The 15,236-nt window shown below is 28.6% G+C and carries 17 protein-coding genes and 1 other annotated feature; of the genes, 5 read left to right on the top strand and 12 right to left on the bottom strand.

Annotation, left to right across the window (positions count from 1 at the left end; genetic code table 11):
* Positions 1-175 precede the first annotated feature (175 nt).
* On the top strand, positions 176-505 hold the full coding sequence (locus psyc5s11_RS19700) for a helix-turn-helix transcriptional regulator (protein WP_224034185.1): 330 nt from the start codon (positions 176-178) through the stop codon (positions 503-505).
* Between the two features lie 354 nt (positions 506-859).
* On the opposite strand, the gene psyc5s11_RS28120 is transcribed toward psyc5s11_RS19700, so the two are convergent.
* Both psyc5s11_RS28120 and psyc5s11_RS19710 read right to left on the bottom strand, forming a co-directional pair.
* A complete protein-coding gene (locus psyc5s11_RS28120; RefSeq protein WP_311196380.1) occupies positions 860-1,414 on the bottom strand; it encodes a cell wall-binding protein in 555 nt (184 codons plus the stop codon).
* Positions 1,415-2,009: 595 nt separating this feature from the next.
* Positions 2,010-4,058, bottom strand: a complete 2,049-nt coding sequence (locus psyc5s11_RS19710) for an RNA degradosome polyphosphate kinase (protein WP_224034186.1) — start codon at positions 4,056-4,058, stop codon at positions 2,010-2,012.
* Positions 4,059-4,258: 200 nt separating this feature from the next.
* Between psyc5s11_RS19710 and ppx the strand changes: the two genes are divergently transcribed.
* Complete coding sequence (ppx, locus tag psyc5s11_RS19715) at positions 4,259-5,767, top strand: exopolyphosphatase (RefSeq protein ID WP_224034187.1); 1,509 nt, start codon at positions 4,259-4,261, stop codon at positions 5,765-5,767.
* Between the two features lie 181 nt (positions 5,768-5,948).
* Here ppx and psyc5s11_RS19720 read toward each other — a convergent pair whose 3' ends face one another.
* On the bottom strand, positions 5,949-6,512 hold the full coding sequence (locus tag psyc5s11_RS19720) for a hypothetical protein (protein ID WP_224034188.1): 564 nt from the start codon (positions 6,510-6,512) through the stop codon (positions 5,949-5,951).
* Positions 6,513-6,784: 272 nt separating this feature from the next.
* On the opposite strand from psyc5s11_RS19720, the gene psyc5s11_RS19725 reads away from it, so the two are divergent.
* From psyc5s11_RS19725 to psyc5s11_RS19735, 3 genes are all read left to right on the top strand, one after another.
* Positions 6,785-7,966: an AI-2E family transporter gene (locus psyc5s11_RS19725; protein WP_224034189.1), complete on the top strand. Its 1,182-nt coding sequence runs from the start codon at positions 6,785-6,787 to the stop codon at positions 7,964-7,966.
* Positions 7,967-8,108: 142 nt separating this feature from the next.
* Positions 8,109-8,376 (top strand) — a binding site (T-box leader).
* Between the two features lie 90 nt (positions 8,377-8,466).
* Positions 8,467-9,678 carry a tyrosine--tRNA ligase gene (gene tyrS / locus psyc5s11_RS19730; protein ID WP_224034190.1) on the top strand — a complete coding sequence of 404 codons (1,212 nt, stop codon included), beginning with the start codon at positions 8,467-8,469 and terminating at the stop codon, positions 9,676-9,678.
* 108 nt (positions 9,679-9,786) lie between these two features.
* Positions 9,787-10,359 carry a Uma2 family endonuclease gene (locus psyc5s11_RS19735; protein WP_375541966.1) on the top strand — a complete coding sequence of 191 codons (573 nt, stop codon included), beginning with the start codon at positions 9,787-9,789 and terminating at the stop codon, positions 10,357-10,359.
* Between the two features lie 127 nt (positions 10,360-10,486).
* On the opposite strand, the gene psyc5s11_RS19740 is transcribed toward psyc5s11_RS19735, so the two are convergent.
* From psyc5s11_RS19740 to psyc5s11_RS19775, 9 genes are all read right to left on the bottom strand, one after another.
* Positions 10,487-10,684 carry a sigma factor-like helix-turn-helix DNA-binding protein gene (locus psyc5s11_RS19740; protein ID WP_375541967.1) on the bottom strand — a complete coding sequence of 66 codons (198 nt, stop codon included), beginning with the start codon at positions 10,682-10,684 and terminating at the stop codon, positions 10,487-10,489.
* Positions 10,685-10,858: 174 nt separating this feature from the next.
* Positions 10,859-11,299 (bottom strand): SufBD protein, encoded by a 441-nt coding sequence (locus tag psyc5s11_RS19745; protein ID WP_224034192.1) that lies wholly within the window; start codon positions 11,297-11,299, stop codon positions 10,859-10,861.
* A gap of 71 nt (positions 11,300-11,370) precedes the next feature.
* Positions 11,371-12,084 (bottom strand): DNA alkylation repair protein, encoded by a 714-nt coding sequence (locus psyc5s11_RS19750; RefSeq protein WP_224034193.1) that lies wholly within the window; start codon positions 12,082-12,084, stop codon positions 11,371-11,373.
* Positions 12,081-12,485, bottom strand: coding sequence for an SRPBCC family protein (locus psyc5s11_RS19755; protein ID WP_224034194.1), 405 nt, complete (start codon positions 12,483-12,485; stop codon positions 12,081-12,083). Before psyc5s11_RS19755 ends, psyc5s11_RS19750 begins: the two co-directional genes overlap by 4 nt.
* A gap of 59 nt (positions 12,486-12,544) precedes the next feature.
* On the bottom strand, positions 12,545-12,958 hold the full coding sequence (locus psyc5s11_RS19760; RefSeq protein ID WP_224034195.1) for a DUF3788 domain-containing protein: 414 nt from the start codon (positions 12,956-12,958) through the stop codon (positions 12,545-12,547).
* Positions 12,959-12,999: 41 nt separating this feature from the next.
* Complete coding sequence (locus psyc5s11_RS19765; protein ID WP_224034196.1) at positions 13,000-13,821, bottom strand: DUF4362 domain-containing protein; 822 nt, start codon at positions 13,819-13,821, stop codon at positions 13,000-13,002.
* Between the two features lie 335 nt (positions 13,822-14,156).
* Complete coding sequence (locus psyc5s11_RS19770) at positions 14,157-14,528, bottom strand: TIM barrel protein (protein ID WP_224034197.1); 372 nt, start codon at positions 14,526-14,528, stop codon at positions 14,157-14,159.
* Positions 14,529-14,543: 15 nt separating this feature from the next.
* The gene (locus tag psyc5s11_RS27925) at positions 14,544-14,666 is read right to left on the bottom strand and encodes a hypothetical protein (protein WP_258712364.1); all 123 of its coding nucleotides are present in this window, start codon (positions 14,664-14,666) and stop codon (positions 14,544-14,546) included.
* A gap of 17 nt (positions 14,667-14,683) precedes the next feature.
* On the bottom strand, positions 14,684-14,962 hold the full coding sequence (locus psyc5s11_RS19775; RefSeq protein WP_224034198.1) for a hypothetical protein: 279 nt from the start codon (positions 14,960-14,962) through the stop codon (positions 14,684-14,686).
* Positions 14,963-15,236 lie beyond the last annotated feature (274 nt).

A 15,236-nucleotide genomic window follows, 5' to 3' on the forward strand; every position in this document is an offset into this window, starting at 1 on the left:
AATGAATTAGTTTACCATACCAGCAAAGAAGAAATAGAATTTACCATAATAAATGAAGGTACCGGTGAATATAAAATAGATTTAAATTCCTTATGAATTAGAGAAAGGAGATTTAGTATTAATAAAGCCTTTCTCTTTACATCCAATAGATAACCAAAATATGCATTGGAATACTATGGTATTTAATTTAAATATGTTAAACAGCGCTGTTACTGATGGTTGTCTAATTAAATATTTTGCTCCACTGTTAAACAATGAACATCAACTACCTTTAATAATCAAAGAAAACTATATGGAGAATATTTCAATTAAAGACATGTGCTCTATTTGTAATTTCAGTGAATACCATTTCATGAGATTTTTTAAAAAGTATATTGGAATGACATGTATTGGATATATCAATACTTATAGGCTTCAAATTGCATCTAAGTTTTTAGATACTACTGATAAATCTATAATGGATATATCTTTTGAAGTTGGTTTTAATAATCTATTTAGATTTTAATAAGTTATTTAAATCTAAATACAAGCTTACTCCAAGAGAGTTTCGAGAAATTAATCAAAGTTTATAAATATTCATTAACTTATGCGATATCTAATAAAAATTGAAAACGTATTTGTACCCTCAGAGTCATAATATTCCATATGACTAAGAAAATTTCGCTAAAAATCACTTAATGGCAGGTTGGATTATTTCAGTTTGCTACCAATATAAAAGCACTGTGTGAAAGTTCGAAAATCGAAATTTTATGTTTCGATTTTCACTTTTGGAGATTCACTTTTGGGACAAACTAAAATGGAACAACCCATCATTAAGTGGATTCAATTGCTTATTTTCAATGATGCTTTTGCTAAGATTCTATTGCATAGCTCCGCTAGAGTCGAGATAATAATTACCGATATATGTATTATACGCCATGTCTCCTCCAGAGTTTAGATAATACCATTGGTCACCATCATTTACCCAGCCAGTTTGCATTACTCCATCTGGATTCATGTAATACCACTTTCCTCTTACCATTTTCCATCCACTTACTGGAACTCCTTGTTCAAGTAAAAGCCATTTCCCAGTAGAAGTTTTTCCCCAATAATCTCCTGCTCTCCCTGTGCTCGGAATAGTGCTTACAGGGATATTTCCTGGATTTGATTCTATAGTTGTATTTGCTGTTGTTGTCGCTGTTGTTGAAGTAGTCGTATCAGTAGTGCTATCTTTCGTTTGTTGACTTGAATACCTATTTATATCTGAATTAACTTTATAGTTGCTTTTAGCTATATCTGTGTTTTCGAATCCTGGTTCTAAATTATTTAACTCGTCCTTACTATAAGTATCCTTGCTTTCTGCATAAGCACAAGTTCCTTGAGCTAAAACTACTACTACGGCTAACGTTAAAATTCTAAATTTATTACTTTTCATTTTCCTCATCTCCTATAATATTTAATGTAAATTATTATTTTATCTTAAGTTATATTCCTATTATTAATTATCGATTTAATCCTTTAATTCTTTAGTATTTTTAATTGTCAATTTGTAAAATCTCTGTATTTGTTTTTTCTTGAACATTTAAAATTAATTTATTAGGCACATGAAATAAAATAACAAGTCCAAAGCTGGCATGAATATTTTTTATCAGACAAGGAGGCGAAGTGCCATCATAGCTGGTCTATTCTGGCATTTTGCCGATGAGCAGATAAGTGAGAGTCCAAAAAGTAAGAATTGAAATTTTACATTTCATTCTTCGAACTTTCTCCTTGGAGCTTTTATATTTGGCTCTTCGAACTTAGTTAACAACCAAATGGTGTTAACCTCATTAAAAAATGATTTTGTGTGAATCGCTTACTCACTGAGCGCAGCGAGTCGAGCTTCATTTATGATGGGAAATATGCTGTCAGATTGACTTGTTATTTTTTTGATTGTGCCTTAACTCCACAGAAAAAATTCCAATATAGCTAATGCTTAATTGGAACTCTTCTCGTAATTATTTAATCAATATTTATATTTGATTTTTTTCTTAACCTTTATTATTAAATTTCTTGCAAAGTTCTAGCATATCTTCCTGTGCATTAATATTCTTGCCTTCTGCTTCAACTTTTTTATAAGAACCATCAGGCAGCAAAACTCTGCTTTTAACATTATCTTTTATGTAAAGTTCCAACATTTCTTTAAGTTCTTTTTTTATTATTGGTTCTTCAATTATTGTCATGGTTTCAACTCTTTTATCTAGATTTCTATACATCCAATCAGCACTTGATATATAAATATCTTCTTTTCCGTCATTGAAAAAATAATATATTCTACTATGTTCTAAATATCTCCCTACTATGCTTCTAACTTTTATATTATCACTTAATCCTTTAACTCCAGGTTTTAAGCAACAAACCCCTCTAATTATAAGAATTACTTTAACTCCAGTTTGTGAAGCCTTATATAAAGCTGTTATAAGCTTTTTATCGACTAATGAATTCATCTTAGCTATTATTTTTGCTGGTTTTCCTTTTCCTGCATATTCCGTTTCTCTTTCTACTAGGTATTCTAATTTCTTTCGGAGTCCATAGGGTGCAATGGTTATTTTGCTCATGTTTTCCGGTCTAAAATATCCTGAAAGCATGTTAAATATAACAGATGCATCTTCTCCATATTCTGGTTTTGCAGTAAGTAGTCCTATGTCAGTATAAAACTTTGCAGTTACATCATTATAATTTCCTGTTCCTAAATGAACATATCTTTTTATACCCTTCTTTTCTTTTCTAACAATTAGTAATATTTTGCTATGAGTTTTAAGTCCTATTACTCCATATATAACATGACATCCTGCTTTTTCAAGTTGCCTTGCCCAATGGATATTATTTTCTTCATCGAACCTAGCTTTAAGTTCAACTAATACTGTAACTTGTTTACCATTTTCTGCAGCTTTTGAAAGAGCTGCAATTACTGGTGAATTACCACTTACTCTATATAATGTCTGCTTTATAGCTAGTACCTTTTCATCATGTGCCGCAGCTTCAACTAATTTAACAACAGATGAAAAACTTTCATAAGGATGGTGAAGGAAAATATCTTTTTTACTTATTGCTTGAAAAATGTCACATCCTTGCAATTCTTTAATTGGTAAACTCTTCATTGGTCCAAATTTAAGGTCCTTATACCCCTTTATACTATATAATTGATTAATAAATGTTAAATCAATTGGTCCATTTATAGAAAATAATTGATTATCACTTATTTCAAATTCTTGTTCTAATTTATTTATAATTCTATTGTCATTAGTATCTTCAATTTCTAGTCTTACTGCAAGCCCCCATCTTCTTTGTTTAAGCGACTCTTCTATAGTCTCAAGTAAGTCTTCTGCGCCTTCTTCATTTAAACTTAAATCTGCATTTTTTGTTATTCTATAGCAAGCAGTTGTTAATACTTTGAAACCAAAGAGTTCACTTATGTGATTTTTTATAACGTCTTCCAATAGTACAAAATTTTCTCCTTGTGCTCCTGGAATCGGTACGAATCTTTCTAATACAGATGGTACTTGAATAGTTGCAAATATTTCTTGTTCACTTTTATTTCCTTTTAACATAACACCAATATTTAATGTTTTGTTTAATAATAATGGGAAAGGTCTTCCAGAATCAATTACCATAGGTGTTAATACTGGATATAGGATATTTTTATAGTAATCACTTACAAACTTTAATTGTTCCTCATTTAACATATCATATTTTAAAATTCTTATATTCTTAGCTCCTAAATGATCATACAGATGTTCATATGTTTTATATTGATCTTCTACCATTTTTCTAACCCTATGTAATATTTTATCAACTTGTTCGGTAGGTGTTAATCCTGAAACTTCCCTTTCTTCAAATCCTGCCTGAATTTGACTATATAACGATCCAACCCTAACCATAAAAAATTCATCAAGATTGGAACTAGATATAGCTAAAAATTTAAGTCTTTCTAAAAGGGGATTTGTATTATCTTTCGCTTCATCTAAAACCCGTTGATTAAATTCTAACCAGCTAAGCTCTCTATTAAAAAAATTATCATATGTGTTTATTTGATCCATAATTATTCTCTCCCTAAATCAAAATATTGTTAACTTAATTTAATTATTTGCAAATATAGTATTTTAAATACTTCTTTAATAATGTAATATATTTAAATGGATACAAATATATAATCTAATATTTTTGTTAACTCTATGTTAACATACTATTATTTGTAAGTTAACTTTTTTATATTATATTGTTAAAGAGGAGAATGTACATGAAAAATATTGCTGTAATTGACATAGGTTCCAATTCCATGAGAGTTTTAGTATATGAAATATATGAAAATAATTCTTTTAAAATAATTGATGAAGAAAAAAGAATGACCAGGCTTGGTGAATTCATTACTAAATCCAATGATTTATCAAATCAAGGCATTCAAAAATTGTTGATTACTTTAGAGTTCTTCAAAATTCTTTGTGAAAAAAATAATGTGGTAGAAATAATTGTAGTAGCTACTGAAGCAGTTAGACGCGCAAATAATAAAGAAGAGATTTTGTCCTTAGTAAAAGAAAAATTAAATTTAGATATTAGAATCCTGAGTGGTCTTGAAGAATCTGCTTATGGATATTTAACAATTAAATCTACTATGGACATTAGTAGTGCCCTTCTTATAGACATTGGTGGCTCAAGTATGGAGATTACTTTAGTTAAAAATAAAACAATTTCTCATGGAATAAGTGTACCTTTAGGTTCAATTCCTTTAACTAAACTCTTTCCTTTTGATAAACGAGCTGACAATGATACTTTATTAGAATTCAAACAATTTATTTTCAATGAATTTGATAAACTGCCTTGGTTAAAAGATGCTGCAGACTTACCTTTAATTGGCATAGGTGGTACAGCTCGTTCAATAGGTAAAATCCATAAAAAGTTCATAAACTATCCTTTAGATTTATTGCACAATTATACAATAACCTTCGATGAAGTTAAAGCCATGTATGACTATATTATTAATCTTGATATCAACCAAAAATCTAAGCTAAAAGGGCTTCCTAAAGAAAGAGCTGATATATTCACTGCTCCTTTTTCAGCACTTGTAATGCTTATGAATTATTGCAATTGCCCAAATCTTAAAATTAGCCAATATGGAATTCGTGAAGGTGTTCTATATGAAAAACTCTTGGGAGAGAATATTAATAATACAGATATTTTAGATTTTTCTTTAAATAATATTTTAACTACTAATGATTTGAATATTTCCCATGCGGAGAAAATCAGTGACCTATCTTGCGTACTTTTTGAATACTTAGAAAATCCAACTTCAAAAGATTTAAAATCAGAGTATAAGTTGCTTAGAATTTCTTCTAAATTACATGATGTAGGCGTAAGTATATCTGTAAAACATTCTTATAAACATGGTTTTTACATTATAATAAATTCCCTTATTGCAGTGCTTACTCATAAAGAAATATTAATGGTTGCATATACCGTTGCGCTTAGTGGTAAATTTGATTATAAATTAGCAGATGAATATAAATACTTATTAACTAAAGATGATATTCTAATTTGTAAAAGGCTTTCCATAATCCTATGTATTGCTCGCAAAATTGATAAATATTTTTATAATAGCTTAACTGAAGTTATTATTATGAATGAAAAGGATAATTTTAAATTATCACTTCCTAAACTTAGCGTAAAATATATGAAAGATAGCTTACCTATAGAAATGGAAGAAAGCTTTAATAAATATTTTTCAAAAAAATTATCAATTGTAGCCCTTTAAGTAAATTATTAATATTTATCATACTTAAATTTATAGCTAAACAAAGAAATTGGATTCATATTTTGCAGTTGGACTAAGAAAATAAGCTATTGAAATTTTCTTAGTCCAACGGAATAAACATGTATCCAATTTCGGCGAGTTATACGCATAAATATAGTTTGAACTTAAATCTGTATTATATTTAAATTATTCTATTTATTTCAGAAACTATGCATTCTATGAATTTATCTTTATCTATCTCTTTAAAACATAATTCACTTACAGGTACATATGCATATGTGGACCCAATAAATTCATATTCTTGATTAATGCGTTCTATGCATTCTGTAAAAACACCTTTCCCTCCACTATATAATGTAATATAAACTGAACTAATATTATTAGCATCATCGCATATATAATCATTAGTAAGCTTTACTTCTACAAGCTTTCCATTAACCTCTATACTACATAACACTTCATTCCAGTCATCAATATACTTATTATATGTTTCTATAAAATTATATTTCTCAAACTTTTCATCTATTACATTTTCTATTTCTATAACCATATTTTCTATACATTCTTTTAATATATTTTCTATTTCTTCTTTAGAGTATATTATTTTGTTAGTATCCCTATCAAGATCATCAATTTCATCAAATTTCATACTAATCTCATATTCTTCCTTAAAAGCACTAGATTGATCATATAACTCATCATAAGTTAAGTCTTTATTTTCATAATAGCTAAAACTTCCTCCCATATTTAACCACGGCCCTTTATAATATTAACTATTTTAAATATATTAAAATAATTAATATTATATAACCATAATTTGAATGGTATCTTAATTTGTTATAGGGTTACATCCTGATTCTAATGCTACTTACATAAATTAAACCCAAAAAACTATAATTAAGTTTTCTTTTGAAATATTTCGTTGAAAATGTGGTATAATGTTAAAAGTTATATTTAAAATTAGCATCAATACTAAATTATAGAAAAATAAATAAGTAAGGAGATAAATATTATTATATGAAAATCGAATTTGATAAAAAGTTAATTAAATATTCAATCTATGTAACTATTACAGCAGTTATAATATATGTAGCATTTCTAATTGTTTTAAATGTAGGCACCTTATTTAATAATGTTTTTAATATTCTAGGCTATATGCTTAATTTAGTTAAGCCACTACTAATATCAATTATAATTGCTTATCTCTTATACCCAGTCACTAGATTTATTGAGAATTTTTTACAAATAAATAAGATATATAAAGTAAAAAAGTCATCATCAAGACGTGTTATAGCAATATTATGTTCATATTTTTTAATTATCGGTATCCTTTTAGGATTACTATGTGGCATATATTATATGATTGGCGGTCAATTATCAAACAATACTACTCTAACTAACATATTTCAGTATATTTCATTAAATGTAAATAGTAGTTCCTTTTCTACTGCATCCATAAATGCAGCTCTCGATGGTTTAAATAATTCTTTTATAGACACACTTAAGCCATATATTATAGATGGTACAAATTACTTACAAAATTATGTTATAAGTAATATTGGAAATATGACATCCTACATAATGTCTATTGGTAGTAGTGTTGCAACATTTTTTATTGCCTTAATACTCAGCATATATATTCTAAATGATTCTGAGTATTTTATAAGTTTATCTAGTACACTTTATTATTTAGTATTTAGAAAAAGTAAGGCAGGTCTTAAAATCAATTATACCTTCCATGTTCTCAATGAAGTTTTTGGAAAATTCATACGTGGACAGTTATTAGAGGCCTTTTTTGTTGGTGTTTTGTCTGCAATTGCTCTTTCAATTATAGGAATAAAATATGCCATTGTAATTGGTATAATTGGAGGTCTCTCCAATATGATTCCTTATGTAGGTCCATTAGTTGCTACTGTACTTGCTGCAATTATGGGATTACTTAGTGGACAACCAATTAAGATACTTTATGCTATCATTGCTATGCAAGTTGTTCAGCAGATTGATAATAATCTTCTAGCACCTAAAATCGTGGGTGATAGTGTTGGTTTACATCCTGTATTTACTATGATGGCAATATTAATTGGTGGTACTGTTGGTGGTCTACTCGGAATGCTTCTTGCAGTACCAATTGCAGCTTCTATTAGGGTGTTATTTAATAATTGGTATGATAATTATATGAGAAGCCAAGATAATTCGTAATTGACTGCGAGTCGAATTTCCTTCAAATTATTACAATTGCCCTTGACAAAAGTAAATTGTTTCAATATAATTTAAACAATTTAATATATATCGCATAACAAAGATTTATAGCTTACTATATTTCGGAGTATGAGATTTGATAGTAAAAGCAATGAAAAGAATAAGTAGAAATTGGATAATCCAAACAGAAAGTTACCGGTTGATGAGAGGTGCATGGATTCCTGTTTTGAATACATCTTAGAGCTTCAATCTGAAAGAGATTAAATTATCTTGAGTAGGCTTTGACGGAACCTTGCACCCGTTATAGTGCTAAAGTATAACCAAATTTTTGGCGTACTTGAAGAGGTTAATCGTGTGAGCGATTAATAAAATTAAGGTGGTAACACGAGAGATATACTCTTGTCCTTTATAGTAATATAAAGGGCAAGGGTTTTTTGTTGTATATTGAGTCTTATAGAACTTGCTTATATTAGAAAATTAAAATGTAAGGAGTCAAAGATATGAAAAAAACTGTTGAAGAACAAATCAAAATTATAGGAAAAGGTGTAGCTGATATTATCAGTATTCATGAGCTAAAAGAAAAACTCATCAAATCAGAGAATGAAAATAAACCTTTAATAATTAAATTAGGGTTAGATCCAAGTGCACCAGATATTCATTTAGGTCATGCTGTTGTACTCAGAAAAATTAAGCAGATGCAAGATTTGGGTCATAGAGCTATTATAGTAATTGGTGACTTTACAGGAAAAATTGGTGATCCAACAGGAAAATCCAAAACTAGAAAACCACTTTCTGAGAAGCAAGTAATGGAAAATGCTTTAACATACCAAAAACAGATTTTTATGATATTAGATAAAGAGAAAACTGAAATTAAATTTAATAGTGAGTGGTTATCTAAACTGAATTTTGAGGAAGTGCTAAAGTTAGCTGCAACTACTACTGTTGCAAGGATGCTTGAGCGAGATGACTTTAAAAATCGTTACACTAGCAATACTCCTATTGGAATTCATGAATTCTTTTATCCATTAATGCAAGGTTACGATTCTATTGAATTAAAAGCTGATATAGAACTTGGTGGAACAGATCAGACTTTCAACATTCTTATGGGAAGAACTCTACAAAAGAGCATTGGAATGGAACAACAGATAGCAATATTTATGCCTATATTAGAGGGATTAGATGGGATTGAAAAAATGAGTAAAAGTTTAGGAAATTATATTGGTGTGCAAGACGCACCAGAGATAATGTTCAAAAAGGTAATGGAAGTTCCAGATAATCTTATTATAAAATACTTTGAATTAGCTACAGATGAACATCCAGATAAAATTGATGATATTAAGAGTACTTTAGAGAACGGTAAAAACCCAAGAGATGTTAAGTTTGAATTAGCAAAAATTATTACAAGATTATATCACACAGAAGAAGAAACTAAATGTGCTGTTTTGTATTTTGAAAATGTATTTAAACAAGGTAATTTACCTGATGTAGTGCCTCAAATAAATGTATCTTCAGATTGTAATTTATTAAAAGAAATTGCAACACTCCTTGTGCAAAATAATTTTATAGCATCTAATAATGAATTTAGAAGACTAGTAAATCAAGGTGGTGTTAAAATAAACAATGAAAAAGTAATTGATTTTGATAATACACCTATTGCAACTGGCGATATAATCAAACTAGGTAAAAAGAAGTTTGTCCAAATAACAAAATAAAACACATACTTTTCAAGAAATAATACTGTGCTAACTATTTATGATATAATATATTTATAATTATTTTATACTTTCGTAGTTTAATCATTAAAAATCAAAAGTTAGGAAGTGATTAACTTGGCTTTAGCTAATAATAATTTTATATCCTATGATGAATATATAAAACTTAAAGAAACTTCTGACAAAATAATTGAATATATCGATGGTGTTATTTATATGTCTCCATCGCCATCTACCAAGCATCAAAGAGTCTCTGGGAGGCTTAATACAAAATTAATGTTGTATTTGGAGAATAAACCTTGTGAAGTAATTCAAGCTCCATATGATATTCAACTTAAATTGGAAGACATTGATGACGAAAAGCTTGTTATTCCTGATTTAAGTGTTATTTGTGACTTAAGTGGATTTACTGATAATAAATACATTGGGGTTCCTAATTTAATTATTGAAATCTTAAGTCCCTCAAATCAAGGGCATGATTTAGTAACAAAATTTAATCTATATATGAAATATAAAGTAAAAGAATATTGGATAGTAAATCCTTTAAAAAATGCTATTACAGTCTATTTATTAAATGATGATGGTTTTTACGAACAAGCTGATATTAAAGTAGATACTGGAATGATACATTCTTCTATATTAGAAAATTTCGAAGTAAGTTTAGATTATATTTTTAAATAATTTAATAATGTAGTTTCAAAAAAATAGACCAAATATTTTTTTATATTTAGTCTGTTTTTTTCTTAAAGTAAAACTTTTTAATTATTAATTTTTGGTGCGTTATTTCTTACTTATTAAATATTAAATACTATTCTAATATCTTTTTTACATTATTTTCTGATATATTACACTCTTTCGCTATTTCTCTTATGGTATATCCTTCAGTTGAAAGCTTAAATACTTTTTTTGTTAAAAGAATTCCTTCTTCTCTTCCTTCTTCAATTTTTTCTCTATCTCTTTCCAATAAAGTCATGTAAGTTCTTGGTTGTGCTTCGCACTTTTTCAATATGTGCACCTCCATCGAAATATCATTTTTAACTTCCTGTACTCTTCTATGTATGCTTTTAACAAGATTTCCTTTAGAATGATTTACTGTGTCATCACATCTTGCACATCTTTCATATTGATCACCTTTCTTACAAATTACTATTTATAATACTTAACCTTAAATTGGAATTTGTCATTTGATTTCCTTTAATGAAGATGAAATGTCTTTATATACCAATGTCCGCATACTATCACCATATATCGCTACATTTGCTTTCATTAAGGCTTCTCGGATACATTCAACCAAATCCGATTTATATCGTGCAATACTCGGCAATGCCTTAATACATCGTCTTGCTGTAATTGGCTTTTCATCTAAAATGTGCTTTAAATAATCATCTATAATTTCATCAATTTTATTTTCTGTATCCCATTTAGCGTTAACAGATATTAAAATAATACCTCTGGTTCTTATATATGAATTACTATTGTCAATCATTTCAGCAAACACATCAAAAAATTTATAGACAGTGTTAGATTTTTCGCTTTCAGTTTCTAACATCTGTAATGCTTGGTACGCAACTTTATTATCTTTAGAATATAATCTTTCAATCAATTCTGCGGTACTTTCCATAATTTCACCTTCTTAAACAAAAATTCTAACCTATAAATTCCTATTTACCATACTTAACCTTAAATAAGAATTTAGCACTCTTTTCCCATTTGTGAATCCGAAGATATTAAACGCCCTCGTCCTTCAACTTTCACTAATTTTTCAAGTTCTTTTAATGCGTCTTTTGCAATCCACATTTGTGACTTACTTCCATTTTCTTTTAATTCATGAGCCAAAATGATTGCTTTTTCCTGATAGTTAAAATCTCTTTTCCCTATTTCCCTTAATGCCCATGAAGCTGCTTTTTTCACATGTTCACGCTCATCATCGGAGTGTTCAGAAATAAGTTTTAGGTAATCATCAAGAATATCATTTGATATTGATTTTTCATGTATAACAGCAGAAGCCATTAGAGTAAACGCTGCTCTTTTGGTATATGTTGCTTTAGATGTACACCACTTTCCAATAAGGTTTTCATAATCTTTTAATTTTATAATAAGGTTTTTGCATAAATGGTCACATAAATCCCACGAACAAACATCATTAATCAATAGTTCAACTTCATGCAATGAAAGATACTCTATATCAAAAACAAGAACTGCTAAGAGTTTTGCTTCATGATAGCCTGTCCTCCATAACTCATACGCAAATTTATTTGATTTTTTAATACCTTTAGCCAGTTTGCGAATATCTCCTGTGGAAACTCCCATACTATTGTTTTCTGGTATTCCCATTTTAACAACATTTGCTTTATATTTCTCAGAACTTATGGACTTCAATTCTAAAATAATTTCATCACAAGTCATTGTTTTTCCTCCAATGCTTTTCTTAAATCTGAAATATAAGTAGTCTGCTGTTTCTTTAAATATATTCCTACAAAAGGTTTCATTATCCACTTCTTTGGAGTTATATTTTCCGTAAAATTTATCTCGGTCTTATTATCTGTCTTTGAAAACAATCCTATCCAATGCCCATGCATGTTGTTGTTATCCATATCAAACGCATACTGTGTCATAGGTTCAAACGTTGTTATTGTAAAAGTTGTAGCATATCCTTCTTTAGTATATTCTATAAATTTTTTTCCTACTTCCAAAACCTCAATTTTGCTCAAATCACTTCTCCATGCATAATTATCAAGAGAAGTTACTATCTCCCAAACTGTTTTTATATCTTCCTTTAAAGTCACTTTTACATTTGCAATTGCCATTCTATCCCGCCTTTCAAATTACTGTTTATAGTACTTAACTTTAAATTCGAATTTGACAATCACTTTTTATTAGTTCTTCTTTTGATAAGCAACAATTTTTCCATATCTTCAAATAAAGAAGTATCTATTAATTCAAACATCATCCATTTTCCATCATGGTAGGTCTTGGATTCATCATAAACTTTTTGCACTTCAAGGGAATAATTTTGTTTATCTATTTCAAATTTTGTCCGTTCATCTTTCCCAAAAATAATCATAAAGCCAAAGCAATTTTCTTTCGCATATAATGCACAAAGCGTTTTTCCACCTCTGCGATATTTATACTCATATTCCCATGCTTTACCTCCATTGTTCCATAAATGTTCCATGTCATATTTTTGTTCAATCATGTCGCATAATGCTGTCCAAGCTTCAAATAATGGTTTCCCGATTAGAGCAGTCAACTCATCATTTGTGGGTGCTTTATCCAACATCTTTAAGCCTCCTTTCAAATTACTATTTATGATACTTAACTTTATTTATTTGCTTTAGTATAATTATCGTACCACTCCCTACCTGTTGTCCATTTTTTAGTTTCAGTATTTTCTTTTAATATTTCTGAACATGCAATTGCCATAACATATTCTCTAAGTCCATTTTCTTTACTCTTCTCAAACTTCGTTACCATATATTTTAAAGCATTGTCACCTAAATTTACAATGTCTTTATAATCTTGACTATCTTTTGTATAGTCATATGGATTTGATGATGCAGTAACTTTAGTATTATTGCAGATAATATCTAACTTGCTATCAATAATAGATCTTTGAAAAAATAAAAATTTTTCCTCGCCTTTGTTAGTTTTCGCAATATATGATATACCTTCTATCGTATCTGTTTTGCATATATCTACTACTTTATAAACTGTTCTTTTTCTACTTTCTGCGTTACTAAAATTGTCTCTTGTAATATCTTCTATAAGTTTAACACCTTCGCTATCAATAATTAAGTCACATATTATAGCATCTCCTTCATATGTATAAGTTGTTATTCTTACCATGTCTGCTACATTTTTTTTTATATTTTTATAATTTTCAATAAAGTTATCAAGTTTTTCTATATTGAAATCTCTACCGTGTACTTGTACAACATCACCGTTTTTTTGAGCCAGCTCAGAGCTATATTCCTGTGGCAATTTATCCAATTCTGTATAAGAATTGGGTATAATTTTTTCAACATTTGTAATTGATAGTATTGGTTTTTTCTCTGATTTTATTGTATTGGATGCTTTTGAAAAACATCCAGAAATTGAACTTAACATAACCAAAACTAAAATTGTACTTATACTTTTTTTCATTATTATCTCTCCCTATATATTAGATGAAGTAAAATACAATAATTTTAAGTTTTTATATAAACTATATTTTGGTTCACCATAATTTACTATTCTATATTAATTATAGCATATTTTGTAAATATAATACTCTTCAATTATCAAAGAATCAGTTTTATTTACCGGATTAAATCTACATGCTATGTAGAGTTGATGAATAATTATAAGCTATTCCAGCAATATTCATTCTTTTTAAGTCTGTTACTCTAATCACCTTATCATTATCATGTTGATAAGGTATAAATTTATGGTAATACTACTAACTACACCATTATTTAAATCAAGTTGTAACGGATACCTCACTCCTCCAATTTTCCGTAAATATGATCAAGGCTACGATTTAACTTTTCTATCTCTATACTTCCATCTTTCATCATAGAAGTAGATTCTACTGTAATTGTATCAGAATATCTTTTGCTTCTTAAAAATGTAAAGAATTTATTAAAATCGATATTGCCTTCTCCTATATGTAATGCCTTTAAGCATTTCCAATCCATGTGACCCCCACAATAATCATTAATGTGCAAATGTCTAATAGGATTTCCTTCCCACAGCCACTCCCATTCATTTTCATAAATCAATGGCATCTGACTATGAAATGCGGCCATCTTAGTATCAAATGTAAAAGAAATATTCGGATAGCATCGTTGTAATGATTGTAAATGTGTCATAGGATTTTGCTTATTTCAAACAACATTTTCAACTGTAAGAAGCAAATCATAGCTTTTTGAAATTGCATGAAGTTTTTCAAATTGCTCACTATTGTTATTTATATCCCTATCTGATGGAATCCCTCCCCATAAATGCAAAACAAGCTTTTCTGCCCCTAATACCTTTGTAGCTCTAACGCAGATTCAATATCATTCTTTTCATTACGGCTAATCATTTCACCGACTTGCTTATCTACATATACTATAGGAAACGTAATATCTGTAGCTTTCAAGTCGTATACTAATTGATTCATTACATCATACCATGAAGGATACAGCATGAATTCGAATCCATCACAATGAATTTTTTGTGCATTTTCTATGATCAACTTGTAATTCATTCCATTTACTCTTCCTATAAATGCTCCTGTGGAGCACAAAACTTTACTTCTCAATATTTTATTCTCCTATAACTTTTTAAACTTCACTATATTTCAAATAAAAATATATTTCTATACATCAACGACCAATTATTAGCCTAATGGGTATATGGATAACAGGTAGTTATAACTATATATTTATGGTTTACCACTAACATTAATAATATATAAATCAAATTTAAATCATTAGAGCCATAGTCCTCAATATATGACTACCCCAGAAAAACACTCTAACAATCCTCTACTTCACTTAGTTTATATTTTAATGAAAATCATAAATATTAACTCC

Source organism: Clostridium gelidum, from assembly GCF_019977655.1.
Lineage (GTDB): Bacteria > Bacillota > Clostridia > Clostridiales > Clostridiaceae > Clostridium > Clostridium gelidum.

Excerpts from the sequence above, each read along its gene's own strand:
- psyc5s11_RS19700 (WP_224034185.1), top strand. The coding sequence starts at position 176 with ATGGTATTTAATTTAAATATGTTAAACAGCGCTGTTACTGATGGTTGT.
- psyc5s11_RS28120 (WP_311196380.1), bottom strand. The coding sequence starts at position 1,414 with ATGAAAAGTAATAAATTTAGAATTTTAACGTTAGCCGTAGTAGTAGTT.
- psyc5s11_RS19710 (WP_224034186.1), bottom strand. The coding sequence starts at position 4,058 with ATGGATCAAATAAACACATATGATAATTTTTTTAATAGAGAGCTTAGC.
- ppx (WP_224034187.1), top strand. The coding sequence starts at position 4,259 with ATGAAAAATATTGCTGTAATTGACATAGGTTCCAATTCCATGAGAGTT.
- psyc5s11_RS19720 (WP_224034188.1), bottom strand. The coding sequence starts at position 6,512 with ATGGGAGGAAGTTTTAGCTATTATGAAAATAAAGACTTAACTTATGAT.
- psyc5s11_RS19725 (WP_224034189.1), top strand. The coding sequence starts at position 6,785 with ATGAAAATCGAATTTGATAAAAAGTTAATTAAATATTCAATCTATGTA.
- tyrS (WP_224034190.1), top strand. The coding sequence starts at position 8,467 with ATGAAAAAAACTGTTGAAGAACAAATCAAAATTATAGGAAAAGGTGTA.
- psyc5s11_RS19745 (WP_224034192.1), bottom strand. The coding sequence starts at position 11,299 with ATGGAAAGTACCGCAGAATTGATTGAAAGATTATATTCTAAAGATAAT.
- psyc5s11_RS19750 (WP_224034193.1), bottom strand. The coding sequence starts at position 12,084 with ATGACTTGTGATGAAATTATTTTAGAATTGAAGTCCATAAGTTCTGAG.
- psyc5s11_RS19755 (WP_224034194.1), bottom strand. The coding sequence starts at position 12,485 with ATGGCAATTGCAAATGTAAAAGTGACTTTAAAGGAAGATATAAAAACA.
- psyc5s11_RS19760 (WP_224034195.1), bottom strand. The coding sequence starts at position 12,958 with ATGTTGGATAAAGCACCCACAAATGATGAGTTGACTGCTCTAATCGGG.
- psyc5s11_RS19765 (WP_224034196.1), bottom strand. The coding sequence starts at position 13,821 with ATGAAAAAAAGTATAAGTACAATTTTAGTTTTGGTTATGTTAAGTTCA.
- psyc5s11_RS19770 (WP_224034197.1), bottom strand. The coding sequence starts at position 14,528 with ATGACACATTTACAATCATTACAACGATGCTATCCGAATATTTCTTTT.